Source organism: Paenibacillus roseus (genome assembly GCF_016424485.1).
GTDB classification, from domain to species: Bacteria; Bacillota; Bacilli; order Paenibacillales; family Paenibacillaceae; genus Paenibacillus_D; species Paenibacillus_D roseus.
The window spans coordinates 41,989-57,808 of the sequence record NZ_JAELUP010000037.1 but is presented as its reverse complement, the minus strand read 5'-3'; the positions used below and the strand labels follow the sequence as shown (position 1 = coordinate 57,808).

The 15,820-nt window shown below is 50.4% G+C and carries 14 protein-coding genes; all 14 read left to right on the top strand.

Features of this window, described 5'->3' with window-relative positions; translation table 11 throughout:
* Positions 1–26 precede the first annotated feature (26 nt).
* The 14 genes from efeB to JFN88_RS10165 all read left to right on the top strand — a co-directional run bounded on the left by efeB (position 27) and on the right by JFN88_RS10165 (position 15,624).
* A complete protein-coding gene (gene efeB / locus JFN88_RS10230; protein ID WP_199019225.1) occupies positions 27–1,319 on the top strand; it encodes an iron uptake transporter deferrochelatase/peroxidase subunit in 1,293 nt (430 codons plus the stop codon).
* Positions 1,303–3,096 carry an FTR1 family iron permease gene (locus JFN88_RS24975; RefSeq protein ID WP_199019224.1) on the top strand — a complete coding sequence of 598 codons (1,794 nt, stop codon included), beginning with the start codon at positions 1,303–1,305 and terminating at the stop codon, positions 3,094–3,096. Before efeB ends, JFN88_RS24975 begins: the two co-directional genes overlap by 17 nt.
* Positions 3,097–3,244: 148 nt before the next feature.
* Positions 3,245–3,529 carry a 30S ribosomal protein S6 gene (gene rpsF / locus JFN88_RS10220; protein WP_199019223.1) on the top strand — a complete coding sequence of 95 codons (285 nt, stop codon included), beginning with the start codon at positions 3,245–3,247 and terminating at the stop codon, positions 3,527–3,529.
* Between the two features lie 42 nt (positions 3,530–3,571).
* Entirely contained in the window at positions 3,572–4,102 is a 531-nt protein-coding gene (ssb, locus tag JFN88_RS10215) for a single-stranded DNA-binding protein (protein WP_199019222.1), read from the top strand.
* Between the two features lie 19 nt (positions 4,103–4,121).
* Entirely contained in the window at positions 4,122–4,403 is a 282-nt protein-coding gene (gene rpsR / locus JFN88_RS10210; protein WP_199019221.1) for a 30S ribosomal protein S18, read from the top strand.
* 372 nt (positions 4,404–4,775) lie between these two features.
* A complete protein-coding gene (locus JFN88_RS10205; RefSeq protein ID WP_199019220.1) occupies positions 4,776–5,789 on the top strand; it encodes an LCP family protein in 1,014 nt (337 codons plus the stop codon).
* A gap of 212 nt (positions 5,790–6,001) precedes the next feature.
* A complete protein-coding gene (locus JFN88_RS10200) occupies positions 6,002–6,427 on the top strand; it encodes a CBS domain-containing protein (protein WP_199019219.1) in 426 nt (141 codons plus the stop codon).
* 140 nt (positions 6,428–6,567) lie between these two features.
* Positions 6,568–7,473 (top strand): DUF2232 domain-containing protein, encoded by a 906-nt coding sequence (locus JFN88_RS10195; RefSeq protein WP_199019218.1) that lies wholly within the window; start codon positions 6,568–6,570, stop codon positions 7,471–7,473.
* An 18-nt stretch (positions 7,474–7,491) separates the two neighbouring features.
* A complete protein-coding gene (locus JFN88_RS10190; protein ID WP_199019217.1) occupies positions 7,492–9,453 on the top strand; it encodes a DHH family phosphoesterase in 1,962 nt (653 codons plus the stop codon).
* Positions 9,450–9,893: a 50S ribosomal protein L9 gene (gene rplI / locus JFN88_RS10185; RefSeq protein WP_199019216.1), complete on the top strand. Its 444-nt coding sequence runs from the start codon at positions 9,450–9,452 to the stop codon at positions 9,891–9,893. The genes JFN88_RS10190 and rplI overlap by 4 nt, the downstream gene beginning before the upstream one ends.
* A gap of 25 nt (positions 9,894–9,918) precedes the next feature.
* On the top strand, positions 9,919–11,280 hold the full coding sequence (gene dnaB, locus JFN88_RS10180) for a replicative DNA helicase (protein WP_199019215.1): 1,362 nt from the start codon (positions 9,919–9,921) through the stop codon (positions 11,278–11,280).
* A gap of 287 nt (positions 11,281–11,567) precedes the next feature.
* Complete coding sequence (locus JFN88_RS10175; protein WP_199019214.1) at positions 11,568–12,854, top strand: adenylosuccinate synthase; 1,287 nt, start codon at positions 11,568–11,570, stop codon at positions 12,852–12,854.
* Positions 12,855–13,021: 167 nt separating this feature from the next.
* Positions 13,022–13,936 carry a hypothetical protein gene (locus JFN88_RS10170; protein ID WP_199019213.1) on the top strand — a complete coding sequence of 305 codons (915 nt, stop codon included), beginning with the start codon at positions 13,022–13,024 and terminating at the stop codon, positions 13,934–13,936.
* A gap of 143 nt (positions 13,937–14,079) precedes the next feature.
* On the top strand, positions 14,080–15,624 hold the full coding sequence (locus JFN88_RS10165) for a M23 family metallopeptidase (protein ID WP_199019212.1): 1,545 nt from the start codon (positions 14,080–14,082) through the stop codon (positions 15,622–15,624).
* Positions 15,625–15,820 lie beyond the last annotated feature (196 nt).

Genomic DNA, 15,820 nt, shown 5'->3' with positions numbered 1-15,820 from the left:
AGCGGGTCGGGGAGAGGGACAATCACATGACACACAATCAGGAATCCGGCAATGACCAGGACAGCGTACTCCGTAAGCCCGTAAGCAGACGCGATCTGCTGCGTATGGCGGGTGTTGGAGGACTTGGCTTGATGCTCGGGGCAGGCGGGATGGGAGGGTTTCTGCAAGCGGGCAGGAGCCTCAATGCAAATTCATCTCCTGCTAGGAATACAGGCGATCAGGTACCATTTTATGGCTTGCAGCAATCAGGAATTATTACCCCTCCGCAAGACTTTCTATGCTTCGCCGCCTTCGCAATCCGGTCAAAGAAGCTGGCGGATGTGAGGGCGTTGTTTCAGAAATGGACGGCAGCAGCGGCGGAGATGACGCAAGGGCGCATGATCGGTGAATGGAATGAGCAGCATAACTCGCCTCCATCAGATACAGGAGAAGCAGAGGGATTGTCCCCTTCAAAGGTAACAATTACCTTTGGTGTGGGCCCATCCTTCTTTGACGACCGGTTTGGTCTGTCCGGGAAGCGTCCAGCGGAGCTTAGGGACCTTCCGGCTTTTAACGGGGATCAACTGTCTGAAGACTGGTGCGGAGGAGATATTGGAATTCAAGTGTGCGCAAATGATATGCAAGTTGCCTTCCATGCCATTCGCAATCTGGCGCGTATTGCCCGGGGAATAGCCGTGCTGATATGGACGCAGGAAGGCTTCCAGCGCACAGCGGGGGCTGATCCTACCGCTCAAACTCCCCGTAATTTGCTGGGCTTCAAGGACGGTACCGGGAATCCGGATGTCACCGATAAGAAGGCAATGGCGAAGACCGTGTGGGTACAGCAGATTGAAGGGCCTGCCTGGATGGAGAATGGCAGCTACATGGTTACAAGGAGAATCCGAATGCGGCTTGAGGTATGGGACCGCACACAACTGAGCGAGCAGGAGGCTACCTTTGGCAGATACCGCAGCAGCGGTGCTCCGTTAGGTGCGAGCAAGGAGTTCGATCCGCTCGGCCTCGATCGGGTAAGGGAAGACGGCGAACCGGTTATTCCGGTGAATTCTCATGTTAGATTGGCTCATGGCGACGGAAGCGTTCAAATTTTGCGTCGATCCTATTCCTACTCCAGCGGTATTGATCGCAGAACCGGTCAAATGGATAGCGGCTTGTTCTTTGTCAGCTATCAACGCAGTATTGCGAAGCAATTTATACCGATGCAGCAGCGTCTCTCCCAAAGCGATAAACTAAATGAATATATTGTACATGTTGGAAGTGCGGTCTTTGCTTGCTTCCCTGGCGTACGTGAGGGGGGCTATATCGGTGAAACGCTTTTCTAATTTTTATCGTGCCGATTCGGTCCGGCGAATCGGCGCTATTTTGCTTATAATGCTGCTCCTGGGCGCACTCCCATGGGCACGGTCAGCAATAGCTTCCGAGCAAAAGGATTTAGCGGCTTCATTGCTTACAATTGCCGGTGGCGCACTGGTGGATGCGGGCAAGCACAATTGGACAGACGTCAAAGCGGAACTGGAGCGATTCTCCGAGCTATGGGGGAAGCTCCAGCCGGAGCAGACGGATCTTACCCGCAGTATCACCGATGCGCTCAAGACCGCCCATGAAGCGATTGAGAAGGCGGGGCAGCAGCCGGATGAGGCTTATGAGGCGCTGTCGGCGCTGACGAAGCTGACAGATCAATATGTATCCGCCGCTGCCGGGAAAACTGAGCAGCCTGATGGAAAGGAACAGGGAGCCAAGCTGCTGCCGCTGTTCAAACAAAGTCTTGCCAAGCTGCAAGATGGAAGTCTGGAAGCCGCACAAAAATCCTTCCGTCAAGTAATTGCTGCCTGGCCGCGTCTGGAGAAGGCGATTCGTCAAGACAACAGAACCGTATACGGCAAACTGGAGACAGCGATGAGTCTGACGCGTATTGCGCTGCAAGCCGAGCCGCCGCGAATTGAACAGGCAGAGCAGGAGCTCAACGTAATCATTCAGCTCGTAGAGGATTATAGCAGCGGCAAGCTGAACAAAGCCGATGAGGCAACCGAAGCCGACAGGCATATAACCGTTGCAGAAATGCTCTTGTTGTTGGAGGAAGCGCAGACACAAATCTCGGCCTTGAATGCGGCGGCGGCCTATGACAAGGTTCAGCAATTCATCTTGCTATGGCCAAGTATCGAGACACAAGTATCCACGCGCTCCAAGTCCGCCTATCAGCGTGTGGAAAATAAAATGATTGAGCTGTCGGGGTTTCTGGTATCACAGCCGCCTGACTTTGAGAAAGCGTCCAAAGGGGTAGGCGATCTTCATTCGGAGTTGGAGCCTTATAAAGAAACGGAAATCTTTTCGATGTGGGATGCTGTCATTATTTTGCTCCGTGAAGGGATGGAAGCCCTCTTGGTGCTTACGGCGCTGCTTGCCTTCCTGAATCGTACAGGCCATGCTGACAAACGCAAATGGGTCTGGTCGGGGGTGGGCACGGGGTTGTTACTGAGCGGTCTGATGGCGGTTGTCCTTACCTATTATATCTCACAAGCTATTGCGGGAACGAGCAGAGAGCTTGTAGAAGGGCTCACGGGCTTGATGGCAGCAGTCTTCATGCTCGCGGTCGGTATATGGCTGCACGGCAAATCCAATGCGCGCACATGGAATGCTTATATGAACCGTCAGGCAGGCGGGGCTTTGGCGAAAGGCAGCCTGTGGTCGTTATTTATCCTCTCCGGACTTGCGGTACTGCGGGAAGGAGCCGAGACTGTTGTCATCTATGTCGGCATGGCGGCCTCAATCCCTATGTCGGAGCTGTTGCTAGGTATTTTGATTGCTTTTGCTATACTGGCAGTTGCAGGTTTCCTTATTATACGCTTCAGCGTCAGACTGCCGCTCCGGCCATTCTTTCTAGCTGCTGTTGTGCTGATGAATTATTTGGTATTCCGGTTTGCCGGGGAAAGTCTCCATTCTTTGCAGGTGGCAGGCTATATTTCTGCTCATCCGTCCGACAAGCTGCTGATGGTGGAGTGGGCAGGCATTTATCCGACATGGGAGACGACGCTGACGCAGGCTGTGCTATTGATCTATCTTGTGATTCAGTTCTGCTGGGCCGAGCTTCGCCGGAGTTGAGGCTTCCAGTTTGTCTACGCATTAATTTTTGATAGTGACTTGCCATGATAAATCTGATTTGGTATAGTATTATGGAATGCGAGTCTGCTCGCTCCTTGCTCTCGAGTTTTTTGGTGAGGGCCGCTAGTCCAAGAGGAGGTGAAACAATATGCGCAAATATGAAGTGATGTACATCATTCGTCCGGAAGCTGAGCAGGAAACTGTACAAGCTATCGTCGAGAAATTCGAAGGCATCATCAATAATGGCGGAGAGGTTACAAAATCCGATCTGATGGGAAAACGCCGTCTTGCGTATGAGATCAACAAAATTCGTGACGGGATTTACGTCCTGGTTCATTTCAATGCAACATCTGAAGTTGTTGCTGAACTTGACCGTGTCATGAAGATTACGGATGAAATCATCCGTTATTTGATCGTCAGAGATGTAGCTTAATACACATGCGCGGATGTTTTTTTCGATTGGAGGCGATAACCAATGTTGAACCGTGTTATTCTGATCGGCAGGCTTACAAGAGACCCCGAGATGCGTTATACACCATCCGGCGTAGCGGTAACGCAATTTACCCTGGCTGTAGATCGGCCGTTTTCGTCCAATCAAGGCGAGCGTGAAGCTGATTTTATCCCGGTTGTGACCTGGCGGCAGCTGGCTGAGACCTGTGCGAATTATCTTCGCAAAGGCCGTCTGACTGCAGTTGAAGGACGTATACAGGTCCGCAGCTATGACAACAACGAAGGCAAGCGTGTCTATGTGACGGAAGTCATCGCAGACAATGTTCGCTTTCTGGAGTCCGGCAACCGCGACAATGGGCCCCGCGAGGAGTCCGGCGGCGGTGGAGGCGGCTCGTATGGCGGCGGCAACTATGGTGGTAATCAGCAAGGCGGAAGCAGCTCTTCCTATGGCTCAAGCCGTTCGGGGAATGCTCCTTCACGGAATAACAACAACAATGATCCGTTCTCGGATGACGGTCGCCCGATCGATATCTCAGAAGATGATTTGCCATTTTAGATGAAAGGATGAATGACGAATGAGCTTTAAGCAAAGAGAAGGCGGCGATGAGCGTCCAGAACGCAAATTCGGCGGCCGTAAAGGCGGACGTAACAAACGTCGTAAAGTATGTTTCTTTACCGTAAATAAAATTACTAACATTGACTATAAAGACATCGACTTGCTCCGTAAGTTTATCAGCGAGCGCGGCAAAATTTTGCCGCGTCGTGTAACAGGCACAAGCGCTAAATACCAGCGCCTGCTGACTGTTGCGATCAAACGTTCACGTCAAGTGGCGTTGCTGCCATACACAACGGAATAGTTCGAACAGGATTGAAGGGTTGCTTCGCCATTGGCGAGCAGCCTTTCTTTTTTACAAATGGCCTCTATTTCTCCGCGAAACGAAGTTTTGCCCGTCAAGGAACGATAAAGCCGGTTACGCTTGCCCCAAACCTCCAAATGCACATAAAATAACTCCCTGTTACACATAGTAAAACCGTGGTTTTTTATAGAAGTTGAACGAAAGAAACGAAATCGGGTAGTCCCCTTACCAAGGCCTTGCCTGACTTTCATTCGCTCAACTTTTATAGAAAAAGGGTAAGGAATAATTTAGCGTCACGATTGTTGTAACCTTCTGCAAGAGTAGATCGTCAACTGGATGAGAACTACAAATTAGATTTAGGAGAAATGCGTCATGCGTCGATTCAATAAAAAAGTATGGCTGCCGGTTCTTATTGTTGCTATTGTATTGCTCGGATGTGTGGGCTATTTTAACCGAACTGCATTGGCTTTGTGGGGTTTTGACCATTTTCTGTCGAATCATGTGGAAAACCAACTGGTGAAAAGTTATCAGCCGTTGCAACGGCTGAATCAGAATAAACCCGAGAAAAAATTGGATGAAGTGCTCCAAAAACCGATGACTATGCTCCTTCTTGGCGTTGACCAGCGTGATAAGGAGCGAGGGCGTTCGGATACGATGATTGTGTCGGTGGTACGGCCAAAGGATGGCGCACTGCTCCTTTTGTCCATACCCCGTGATGCTTATGTGGACATTCCAGGCCGCAAGTCCAAGGATAAAATTACACATGCCTATGCGTTCGGCCAGGCCAATCTGGCAGTCAAGACTGTCGAGGAATTGCTGGACACAAAAATTGACCATTATGCTGCGATTAATTTCCAAGGTTTCCGTGAAGCCATCGATGCGCTTGGCGGCATTACGCTTCCGATCGACAAGGACATTGTCAACAAAGGCTATGACCATGAGAAATTTACGATAAAGGGAGGGCAGGAGCGTTACAATGGAACGGATACGTTGAATTATGTCCGTTACCGTGAGGATGCGGGAGGGGATAGCAGCCGTGCCGGGCGCCACCAGATCTTTATTACAACTTTGATGAACGAAGCCACGCATGTATCCCAGTGGTCGAAGCTTCCGGGGTTATTTGCCATCATGGGGGATAACTTCACCACGGACTTGAAGCCGGAGCAAATAATCGGATTAGGCAAATCGATGCTGGGCAAGCATGATGTTTACAGTTACACACTCAATGGTGAAGGGCGCCGCTTGGTTGATGGCGGACCATGGTACTATTTTTTGAATGATCAAGATGTAAAGCAAGCCAAACAATGGATTAAAAGCTGGAAGGACGATTCTCTTGCGCAGAATCAGTTGCCTCTTCCGAATTCGGAGCAATCTGATAAAGAGTGAATCCATTTGCCAAGTCAACGAAGCCCTGAATGAGCAAGAAATGATTTCCTTGCCTCCTCAGGGCTTTCATTTTAACGGAATGGTTTAAGTAAAATGACACTGGTTTAATAATCAGGTGGAGTGTTATTGAACTGCAATGCCAAAAAACGTTAAAATAGACTAGGCAGGGTAAGAGTGCAACTTACCATTCAGGAATGGAGTGTTTTATACGAATGAATATCGCGTTTTTCTTATTACCTAAACAGGATGTTATATTTGTCACGGAAGAAGTTACGCTGAGACAGACGCTGGAGCGGATGGAGTACCATCGTTATACTGCTGTACCAATTCTTGATCAGGAGGGCGGCTATGCAGGTACGGTCACAGAAGGCGACCTGCTCTGGTTCATGAAGAGCCACCCGGAAATTACATTCGAGCAATGCCATAAGGTCAAGCTGGCCGATATCCCGCGCCGGCTAAAAAATTTGGCCGTGCAGATCAATGCCAATATGGAGGACCTGATTTCCCTTGCCAAGGTGCAGAACTTTGTGCCGGTCGTTGATGATATGAACCGTTTCATAGGTATTGTGCGGCGCAGTGATATTATTGATTATTGTTCAGAAGCGATGATGAAATTTTCGATGAAACAAGAGGCATAATAAATTTGGAGGCCGGTAGAAGATACCGGCCTAATTTATCCGTCCTTGCTGGCTGTCCTAGTTTCTGGCAAGGCCTTCTTTATGTTATAATGGGGAGTAAAGCTTGCCCGCAAGCTTATAAAATGCAAGAGGTGAACGGCTTGAATACCGGTTTGAAATCGGTGCTATGGAGCGCCGCAGCTATTTTGCTGCTGTTAATGATGACGATACCGCTCATCAACATTTTAGCAAGCGTCTTGATTATGGTTCCTTTCATTGTGCTGTACACCACGTCGCCGCGAAGGCTGTTTGTCCTCTATGTGGTCATTATTCTTGGCCTGGGCTACGCTTTGACGGGCCTTGCGGCATTAATCTTCGGATTGTTCTTCCTGGTGCCAGCCATTGTGGCAGGGCATATGTACCAGCGCAAGGCGCAAGCGAGGACGGTACTAACGGTAATAACTATTGTGTTGCTTGGTCAAATGCTGCTGGAGCTGCTGCTGTTCTCCGCCGTTCTGGAAGTATCCCTGGTATCGGAGCTTGGCAATCTGTTTCGCAACTCCGTCAGTGAATTGAGCCAGCAAGGGCTGATGCCTCCGGTCTGGGACGACAGCATGACAGATATGCTGATTAGACTAATGACACAATCCATACCGTTAATTTTTATCGTCATGTCATTCATACTGGCCGTTGTTGCGCAGTGGGTTAGCAGAAGAGTGCTGAACAATGGCTATGGATTGGACATTCAGGGAATGCCGCCAGCAAAAGATTGGATGATGCCCAAGTCGCTTGTTGCCTACTATCTTGTGGCGCTTATTTTGGAGCTTTTCATGACAGGAGATCATAATTCCTACATCAGTGTTGTACTCATAAATATGATCCCTCTTTTACGGTTGGTATTCGCGATTCAAACTGTAGGCTTTTTCTTTTTCTTGGCCGACCAGAAGAGATGGCATAAGGCTGTTCCTCTATTACTGGCGGTACCCGTCTTCTTGTTTCCGCCGCTAAGTCTGATCGGAGTGCTGGACGTGGCATTCCCGATTCGCAAATCGTTCAAAAGAACATAATACAGGGGCGGATAAAGAATGCCGAAGTTTTTGGTTAAAAGATGGCACGGAATGCACCATATTGGCGCTTTCATTATTATGGTCGCAATGACGGCTGCATTAAGCTGGCTTCATTGGCTTGCGGCAGCGCTCAGCTTGCTGGCTACGATCGGATACGGTTTGTTCACCCTCTTTGCGGAGCGTGCGTTTCGCAGGGATTTAAGGGCTTATTTAAACACGTTGTCCTACCGGGTCAAGAAGGCGGGCAATGAAGTTATTAGTGAGCTGCCATTTGGTATTGTCCTTTATAATGACGAAAAAATCGTAGAGTGGCATAATCCCTTTGTCGCAGAAATGCTGGGGGGAGAATCCTTCATTGGACAGTCGCTCAAGGAGCTGTTCCCTTCCTGGCAGCCTCCCAAAGGGAAGGAACTGCACAGCGAAGTTCCCGTAGGTTCCAAAGTGTATTCCTTCACGCTGAAAGCGGATGACCGGTTGATCTATATTCGCGATATTACTCAGCGCTGGACGATTGAGCGGAAATATGAGGACGAGAAGCTCGCGATCGGCATTGTAATGATGGACAATCTGGAAGAGATTACGCAAGGAATGGATGAGCAGCAGCGAGCAGCTCTGTTGTCCAAGGTAACCAGTGAAATTACGGATTGGGCGCAAAGGTATCAGTTGTTCCTGAAACGGTTGACGTCCGACCGATATATGTTTATAACGGATCACGCTACGCTCAAGCAGTTAGAGCAGTCGCGATTTGACATCTTGGATCAGGTGCGGGAGATGACGCATGAGCAGAAAATTCCGATGACACTTAGTATCGGGATCGCTGCGGGAGGCGCAAATGCGATTGAGCTGGGGCAGTGGATGCAGACCAGTCTTGATTTTGCGCTTGGACGCGGCGGTGACCAGGCAGCGATCAAGATCGGCGAGAAGCAGACATTCTATGGCGGCAAGTCCGGGGCAGTGGAGAAGCGCACGCGCGTCAGAGCGAGAGTGGTCGCCCATGCACTGCGCGATATGATCAAAGAAAGCAGCAATGTGATTATTATGGGGCACAAAATGCCGGATATGGATTCGGTTGGCGCAGCCATCGGGGTGCTTAAGGCGGCCCAGCTTTTTGAGAAAGAGGCTTACATCGTGATTGAGGGTGTTAACCCGGCTATCTCACGGCTGATGGAGATGATCAAGGAAGAGCCGAAGCTGTCGAAATGGTTCATTTCGCCGGAGCAGGCGCTGACATTGACAGGGCCAAAATCTCTGGCTGTCGTGGTGGATACGCACCGGGCCTCCATGGTCAAGGAGCCGAAGCTGCTGTCCATGACAGAGCGGGTCGTTGTGCTCGATCATCATCGCCGCAGCGAGGAGTTTATTAACAACCCGCTGCTCGTGTATATGGAGCCTTACGCGTCTTCTACATGCGAGCTGATCACGGAGTTGCTTCAATATATCCATGAGCGCGTATCTCTGGATGTAACGGAGGCGACGGCTTTGCTGGCGGGAATTACAGTCGATACGAAGAACTTTCTGCTTCGTACGGGCGCCCGCACGTTCGAAGCGGCTTCCTTCTTGCGGCGCAATGGGGCGGATTCTACGCTTATCTTGAGAATGCTCAAGGAAGACCTGAATGATTATGTGAAGAAAGCCGAGATTATCAAACAAGCAGAGATCGTCCACGACCATATCGCGATTGCTGTTACGGAGCCGAACCGTAAATATTCGCAGCTTATGATCGCACAGGCTGCGGATACGCTGTTGAACATGAATGATGTACTCGCTTCGTTCGTAATTGGGGAACGTCCTGATGGCTTTATCGCCATCAGCGCGCGGTCGCTTGGCCATATGAATGTCCAGGTCGTCATGGAACGCATGGGCGGCGGAGGCCATCTGACGAATGCGGCTGCTCAGCTTGAATGCTCGCCGAAGGAAGCGGCCAAACGCTTGAAGCAGGTACTAAAAGAAATCGAAGAGGAAGAGGGGTTGTTCGAATGAGAGTCATTTTTCTGCAAGATGTAAAGGGTCAAGGCAAGAAGGGTGAAGTGAAGGAAGTATCAGAAGGGTATGCGCGTAATTTTCTGCTGCCGAAAAATCTCGTCAAGCTGGCTTCCGACGGCAACTTGAAGACGCTTGAGGTGCAGAATGCTGCGGAAGTGAAGCGCAAGGAGAAGGAGAAAGAGGATGCTGGGAAGCTGGCGGTCAAGCTTGGTGAGATGAAGGTCCTTATTAAAACCAAAGCCGGCGAAGGCGGAAGATTGTTCGGAGCGATTACAAGCAAGCAGGTAGCAGAGACGCTGGCGTCCCTAGGAGTCAAGATTGACAAGCGCAAAATTGAGATGGATGAGCCGATTCGTGCATTGGGTGTGACCCAGGTCGTAATCAAACTGCACCCTGAGGTGAAAGCGAAGGTCAGTGTACACGCTGTCGAAGAATAATGAACACGGGTAAGGAGCTGGAACGATGGACCCGGATCTGATGTTTGAGAGAGTACCGCCGCAAAATCTGGAAGCCGAGCAAGCTGTGCTCGGCTCTGTTTTGTTGCAGAGCGAGGCCTTGATTGCAGCGATGGAGCGCATTCGCAGCGAGGATTTTTACAGCACGGCTCATCAAATGATATTTGAAGTGATGGTTGATCTGGGTGAAGCGAATCAGCCGATCGATCTGGTTACGCTGACTGCAAGCTTGCAGGACAAGCAGCAGTTGGAGGAGATTGGCGGCGTCAGTTACCTGGCCAAGCTTGTCGGCAGTATGCCGACCGCAGCGAATGTGGACTACTACGCTCAGATCGTCGAAGAAAAAGCGATGTACCGCAAGCTGATTCGCACAGCGACGCAGATTGTAACGAACGGATACGCGGGTTCGGATGATATCGGGATGCTGCTCAGCGAAGCCGAGCAGAAGATTATGGAGATCTCCAACCGGCGAGCAAGCAGCGGGTTCATCTCCATTCGGGATGTGCTGATGGAGGTCTTCGAGCGGGTAGAGCATCTTTATTCCAATAAAGGCGGAGCGACAGGCATACCGTCGGGCTTTACCGACCTCGACAAAATGACCTCGGGCTTTCAGCGCAGCGACCTGATTATTGTAGCTGCCCGTCCGTCCGTGGGAAAGACGGCCTTTGCCCTGAACATCGCTCAAAATGTCGGTGTGCGCGCGAGAGAGACTGTTGCCATATTCAGTCTCGAGATGTCTGCGGGGCAGCTCGTGCAGCGGATGATCTGCGCCGAATCCAATGTAGATGCGAGCAGAATGCGAACTGGCTACCTGGAAGGGGACGACTGGGAGAAGCTGACGATGGCGATCGGCTCCCTGTCGGAAGCGGAAATCTACATTGATGATACGCCGGGGATTACGGTCGCGGAAATCCGGGCCAAGTGCCGGAGGCTGAAGAAGGAGAAGGGGCTTGGCATGATTCTGATTGACTACCTTCAGCTTATTCAGGGCCGCGGCAAGGCTGGGGAGAACCGGCAGCAGGAAGTATCGGAGATTTCTCGTACGCTCAAGCATATCGCCAGGGAACTGGAGGTTCCGGTCATTGCATTGTCTCAGCTCAGCCGGGGTGTTGAGCAGCGGCAGGACAAGCGTCCGATGATGTCCGACCTGAGGGAATCCGGTTCGATCGAGCAGGATGCCGATATTGTAGCGTTTCTTTATAGAGACGATTACTATGACAAGGAGACCGAGAAGAAGAATATTATCGAGATTATCATCGCCAAGCAGCGGAATGGCCCGGTCGGAACGGTCGAACTGGCGTTTTTGAAAAATTATAATAAATTCGTGTCGCTCGACCGGACGCATCAGGAGCCTGGGGCTGCTTCATGAGTGAGGTTACGAACAATAATAGGGCTTCCCTTATTATTGTTCGTTTTTTGTTGACATTGAATTTTCATACTGCTACACTTATAGTGCTGCTTTATCGAGATGCAGTGTTGATATGTCGGGCGCTCCCGGGAAGAGCAATCTTTGTCTGCGCGCTATTGTTCACTGCCGGGTTTGAGGCCCAGGCAGCCATTTCTGCTTGCAATCACGCAGACAGACGGATATGAGTTTTTATAACTAAAAAGTTGAATCGCTAATTATTGTTTTACATCTGAATCGGGGGTATGGGAATGTCAACAGTTGTTGTTGTCGGAACGCAATGGGGAGACGAAGGTAAAGGCAAAATCACGGATTATTTGGCAGATGGCGCCGACGTCGTCGCTCGTTATCAAGGCGGAAACAACGCTGGCCACACCATTCTTATTGGCAATAAAAAATATAAGCTGACCATGATTCCGTCCGGTATCTTCAACGATGACAAGGTTTGCGTCATCGGTAACGGAATGGTAATCAACCCGGCAGCACTAATTGATGAAATTCAATATATTCATGATAACGGATTTTCCAGCTCCAACCTGAAAATCAGCGACCGCGCGCATGTAATCATGCCGTATCATATGATTCTGGATGGTCTGGAAGAGGATCGTAAGGGTGATAACAAGATCGGAACGACTCGCAAGGGGATCGGACCTTGCTATATGGACAAAGCGGCAAGAGCGGGCATTCGGATTGCCGATCTGATGGACGCGGAGGAGTTCGAAACGAAGGTCCGTCATCTCGTTGGCGAGAAAAATCAGGTGATCCAGCAAGTATACGGCGGGGAGCCGGTAGATGCGGATTCCATCATTCAAGAGTACCTGGGCTATGCAGAGAAGCTTCGCCCTTACGTTACCGATACATCGGTTGTTTTGAATGATGCAATCGATGAGGGCAAGCATATTTTGTTCGAGGGCGCGCAAGGCGTTATGCTGGACATCGACCAGGGAACCTATCCGTTCGTAACTTCGTCCAACCCGACTGCGGGGGGCGTATGCATCGGTTCCGGTGTGGGACCGTCCAAAATTCAGCAGATTATCGGCGTAGCGAAGGCTTACACAACCCGTGTCGGCGATGGACCTTTCCCTACTGAACTGCATAATGCGATTGGCGACCAAATCCGCGAGACTGGCCATGAGTATGGCACGGTAACCGGACGTCCGCGTCGCGTCGGCTGGTTCGACAGCGTTGTTGTGCGCCATGCGCGCCGCGTGAGCGGGATTACTGGCCTGTCCCTGAATTCTCTGGACGTTCTGACTGGACTTGAGACTGTGAAAATCTGCACCGGCTACAAGTACCGCGGCGAAGTAATCCAACACTATCCTGCCAGCCTGAAAATGTTGGCCGAGTGTGAAGCGGTATACGAGGAGATGCCGGGTTGGAGCGAGGATATCTCGAATTCGAAGAAGCTTGAAGATCTCCCGGAGACGACTCAGCGTTATGTACAGCGTGTATCCGAGCTGACAGGCATTCCGATTGCAATCTTCTCCGTTGGACGCAATCGCGAACAGACCAATCCTGTAATTGCTATCTATGAATAAAACCTATTAACCAACAGCCTTTTCGGCTTCATTGGGGTCAGCCCCTTGTGAAGCTGGAGAGGCTGTTTTTTCGTTTCGGTACGGTTGGCGCAGCGCCGGATTGCCCATAATGCTAGTAAAGACAGCAGTCAGGAATCCCAAAGATCAAGGCTGAAGGAGAATAGGGCATGGGCAAATGGAAAGGATGGATGCAGATGCAGATGTGGAGGATTGCAGGATGGGTTGGCAAGTGGGCTGCTGCGGCGCTGCTGGTCAGTGCGCTGTCCGTTTGGACAACGGGCTTTATTATAAACAGCCACGTACAAAACCTGGTGAAGCAGTACAACCTGCCGATTGAAGTACAGCCAATCGCTTTGTCAGGAGTATGGAAAAGCTTCTGGGGCTCGTCTTCGGGCGGGTCCAAGGAAATCGGAGCCTCGGCGTCAGAGGGTCCGATCATAGCCACTGGCGATATAACTGGCCAAGGGACCGATACAAGTTCCGGTGGTGCGGAATCAGAGCAAGGGACAGGGGCTTGGAACGGGTCGGTGAACGAGAACAAAGGCAGTACGGGAAGCGACGGGCAACCGGGCGAGCCAAATGGGGCCGGGAGTGCAAGCGGGCCGGGAGGTGTATCAAGCGGAGCAAATGCGTCGGAGGGAGAAGAGCAGGCAAGCGGAAACTTGGAATCAGACCAAGCTTCTGGAGCTTCCAGGGAGAATGTGGAGGAAAATTCCCCTCCGTTGTCCGTTGAAGTTGGCGGCGGCATTGGCCCGAAGGCCAATTCGCCTATTGGATCATCCGGCAGCGAACCCGGAGCGGGGGGCGGGCCATCATCCGAAATATGGAGCGAAGGTTCGGACCCGCTGGTCATGTCGTCCGACCAGCTTACGAGTACGAAGGGGCAAATCAGTACAGAGGATCGGCAAAAGATGTTTGCTTTATTAATTGATAAGTTGCCTCAGGAAGCCTGGCAGAAGATATCCGCCTATATGGAGGATGGCCTTACGGAGAGCGAACTTCAGGAGCTTCAGCAGGTCGTTGCGCAGCATTTGAACAATGAAGAATATCAGGCTTTAATGAAAATTCTAAAAAAATATTAATCTTTCAATATTCCTGATTCGGTTGAACATCTTCTTTGGCATGTGATAAAGTAGAGCACAGGGTGACAATTTGGTGATTTTAACCTATTGATTTTGTCGAATCTTTGTACTTTACTAGAGAATGCGTAGAGAAGGAGCAGATCATGACCGTTTTCAGGGATAAGAATCCATTGCGGAAAGTAGGACAATGGTTGCACACCGCCTTTCGCAAGCTAGGATTCAATCGAATAAATATGAAGAGCAAGACTGCGGGCAGCACGTCCGCTTCAAGGCCGCTTACCGTATCACGGGGCAGAAGGCCTTACATTATTGCCGGAAGCGCACTAGCCTTACTGGCTGTCGCCGGCTTTGGCACGCAGCAATATTTATCAGCGAATACAGTGGATTACTACCATGTATATAGAGACGGACAAGAGCTCGGAACGATTAGCCATCCCAGTCAGGTAGAGGGGCTGCTGGCCGAGAAGCAGCAGCAGATAGAGGAAACAAATCCGGGTATTCGGATGGTATTGGAAGCGGGCAAGCTGGAGTATGCGGAAGCTAGCGGCTTCAAGGCGGTTCCGAACAGCGAAGAGACCCTTCAGAAACTGAGCGGGCTTGTTAAGGCGCATGCTGTTGGCATAGCGGTGCGGGTAGAAGGCAAGCTGATCGGCATTGCGCCTGACAACGCCACTGCAGAACGCGTGCTGGAGAAGATTCAGGCACAATATGCTTCTGCTGCCAAGTCCTCGAAGAACATGTTGCAGGTCAAGGCTCTGTCCTATGGGGGCGATGCCGTCAAGGTAGAGTCCAAGGAATTGAAGAAGGTTGAGATTGTGGAGCAGGTCTCCAAAGATGATATCGATATTTCGCCCGATCGTATTACCGGTGAGGATGAACTGTTCAACCGGTTGACGAATGGTACGAACAAGCCGACGAAATATACAGTGAAGGAAGGCGACTGCGTAGGCTGCATCGCTTCCAAGTTTGATATATCCAGACAGGTCATTTATCAGAACAACCCATGGATTGAAGATGACATCATCAAAGTTGGGGATGTGCTGGATCTGACGGTTATTCAACCGGTCGTAACGGTACAGACAGAAGAGGAATTGAAAGAGACGGAGAAGATTGAGCCTCCGGTTACGATACAAAAGAATGAAGAGATGCGAGCGGGTGAATCCAAGGTCATAACGCCGGGCAAGCCGGGCAAGAAGCTCGTGACTTATAAGCTCGTGAAGCAAAACGGTTATTTGATGAGTGAAGAGATTGTAAATGAAGAAATGATCGAGGCCGCAATTCCTTCCATTATTGTGAAGGGCACGAAAGTTATTCGCGGTGAAGGAAGCGGCAAGTTCTCCTGGCCGGTGAGCAATGCCAAGATATCCAGTTCCTTTGGCCAACGCTGGGGACGCCAGCATAAAGGAATTGATATTTTAGGGAACAAGACGATCAAGGCTTCGGATGAAGCGGTGGTCGAATTTGCGGGACAAAAAAGCGGATACGGCAATGTTGTCATCCTGAACCATAAGAATGGATATAAAACATTGTATGGCCATTTGAACAGCTATACAGTGAGTCAAGGGGACATTGTGGAGAAGGGCGATCAGATCGGTGTTATGGGCAACACAGGGAGATCGACCGGAACGCATCTTCATTTTGAAATCATTAAGGACGGAGCTTCAAAAAATCCGCTTAGTTATTTATAAACCGCTGCAAGATGCGGTGAATCATAATAAGCAGAAGATTCCAGCACTTATTTTATATCAGACATCCTCACCGGCTATGATCGGTGAGGATGTTTTTTTGAAAATAGAAGAATTTATAAGTTTTGCTTGCCAAAGGACGGCAAAGCCGTTTACGCTTGGTCACGTTTGACTATGCTCGGGCGACAATCTTGTAAAG

What these genes read in the sequence shown, in the direction of transcription:
- JFN88_RS10170 (WP_199019213.1), top strand. Translation starts at nt 13,022, where the DNA reads ATGGGCAAATGGAAAGGATGGATGCAGATGCAGATGTGGAGGATTGCA.
- dnaB (WP_199019215.1), top strand. Translation starts at nt 9,919, where the DNA reads ATGGACCCGGATCTGATGTTTGAGAGAGTACCGCCGCAAAATCTGGAA.
- JFN88_RS10190 (WP_199019217.1), top strand. Translation starts at nt 7,492, where the DNA reads ATGCCGAAGTTTTTGGTTAAAAGATGGCACGGAATGCACCATATTGGC.
- rpsF (WP_199019223.1), top strand. Translation starts at nt 3,245, where the DNA reads ATGCGCAAATATGAAGTGATGTACATCATTCGTCCGGAAGCTGAGCAG.
- JFN88_RS10205 (WP_199019220.1), top strand. Translation starts at nt 4,776, where the DNA reads ATGCGTCGATTCAATAAAAAAGTATGGCTGCCGGTTCTTATTGTTGCT.
- efeB (WP_199019225.1), top strand. Translation starts at nt 27, where the DNA reads ATGACACACAATCAGGAATCCGGCAATGACCAGGACAGCGTACTCCGT.
- JFN88_RS10165 (WP_199019212.1), top strand. Translation starts at nt 14,080, where the DNA reads ATGACCGTTTTCAGGGATAAGAATCCATTGCGGAAAGTAGGACAATGG.
- JFN88_RS10200 (WP_199019219.1), top strand. Translation starts at nt 6,002, where the DNA reads ATGAATATCGCGTTTTTCTTATTACCTAAACAGGATGTTATATTTGTC.
- rpsR (WP_199019221.1), top strand. Translation starts at nt 4,122, where the DNA reads ATGAGCTTTAAGCAAAGAGAAGGCGGCGATGAGCGTCCAGAACGCAAA.
- JFN88_RS10175 (WP_199019214.1), top strand. Translation starts at nt 11,568, where the DNA reads ATGTCAACAGTTGTTGTTGTCGGAACGCAATGGGGAGACGAAGGTAAA.
- ssb (WP_199019222.1), top strand. Translation starts at nt 3,572, where the DNA reads ATGTTGAACCGTGTTATTCTGATCGGCAGGCTTACAAGAGACCCCGAG.
- rplI (WP_199019216.1), top strand. Translation starts at nt 9,450, where the DNA reads ATGAGAGTCATTTTTCTGCAAGATGTAAAGGGTCAAGGCAAGAAGGGT.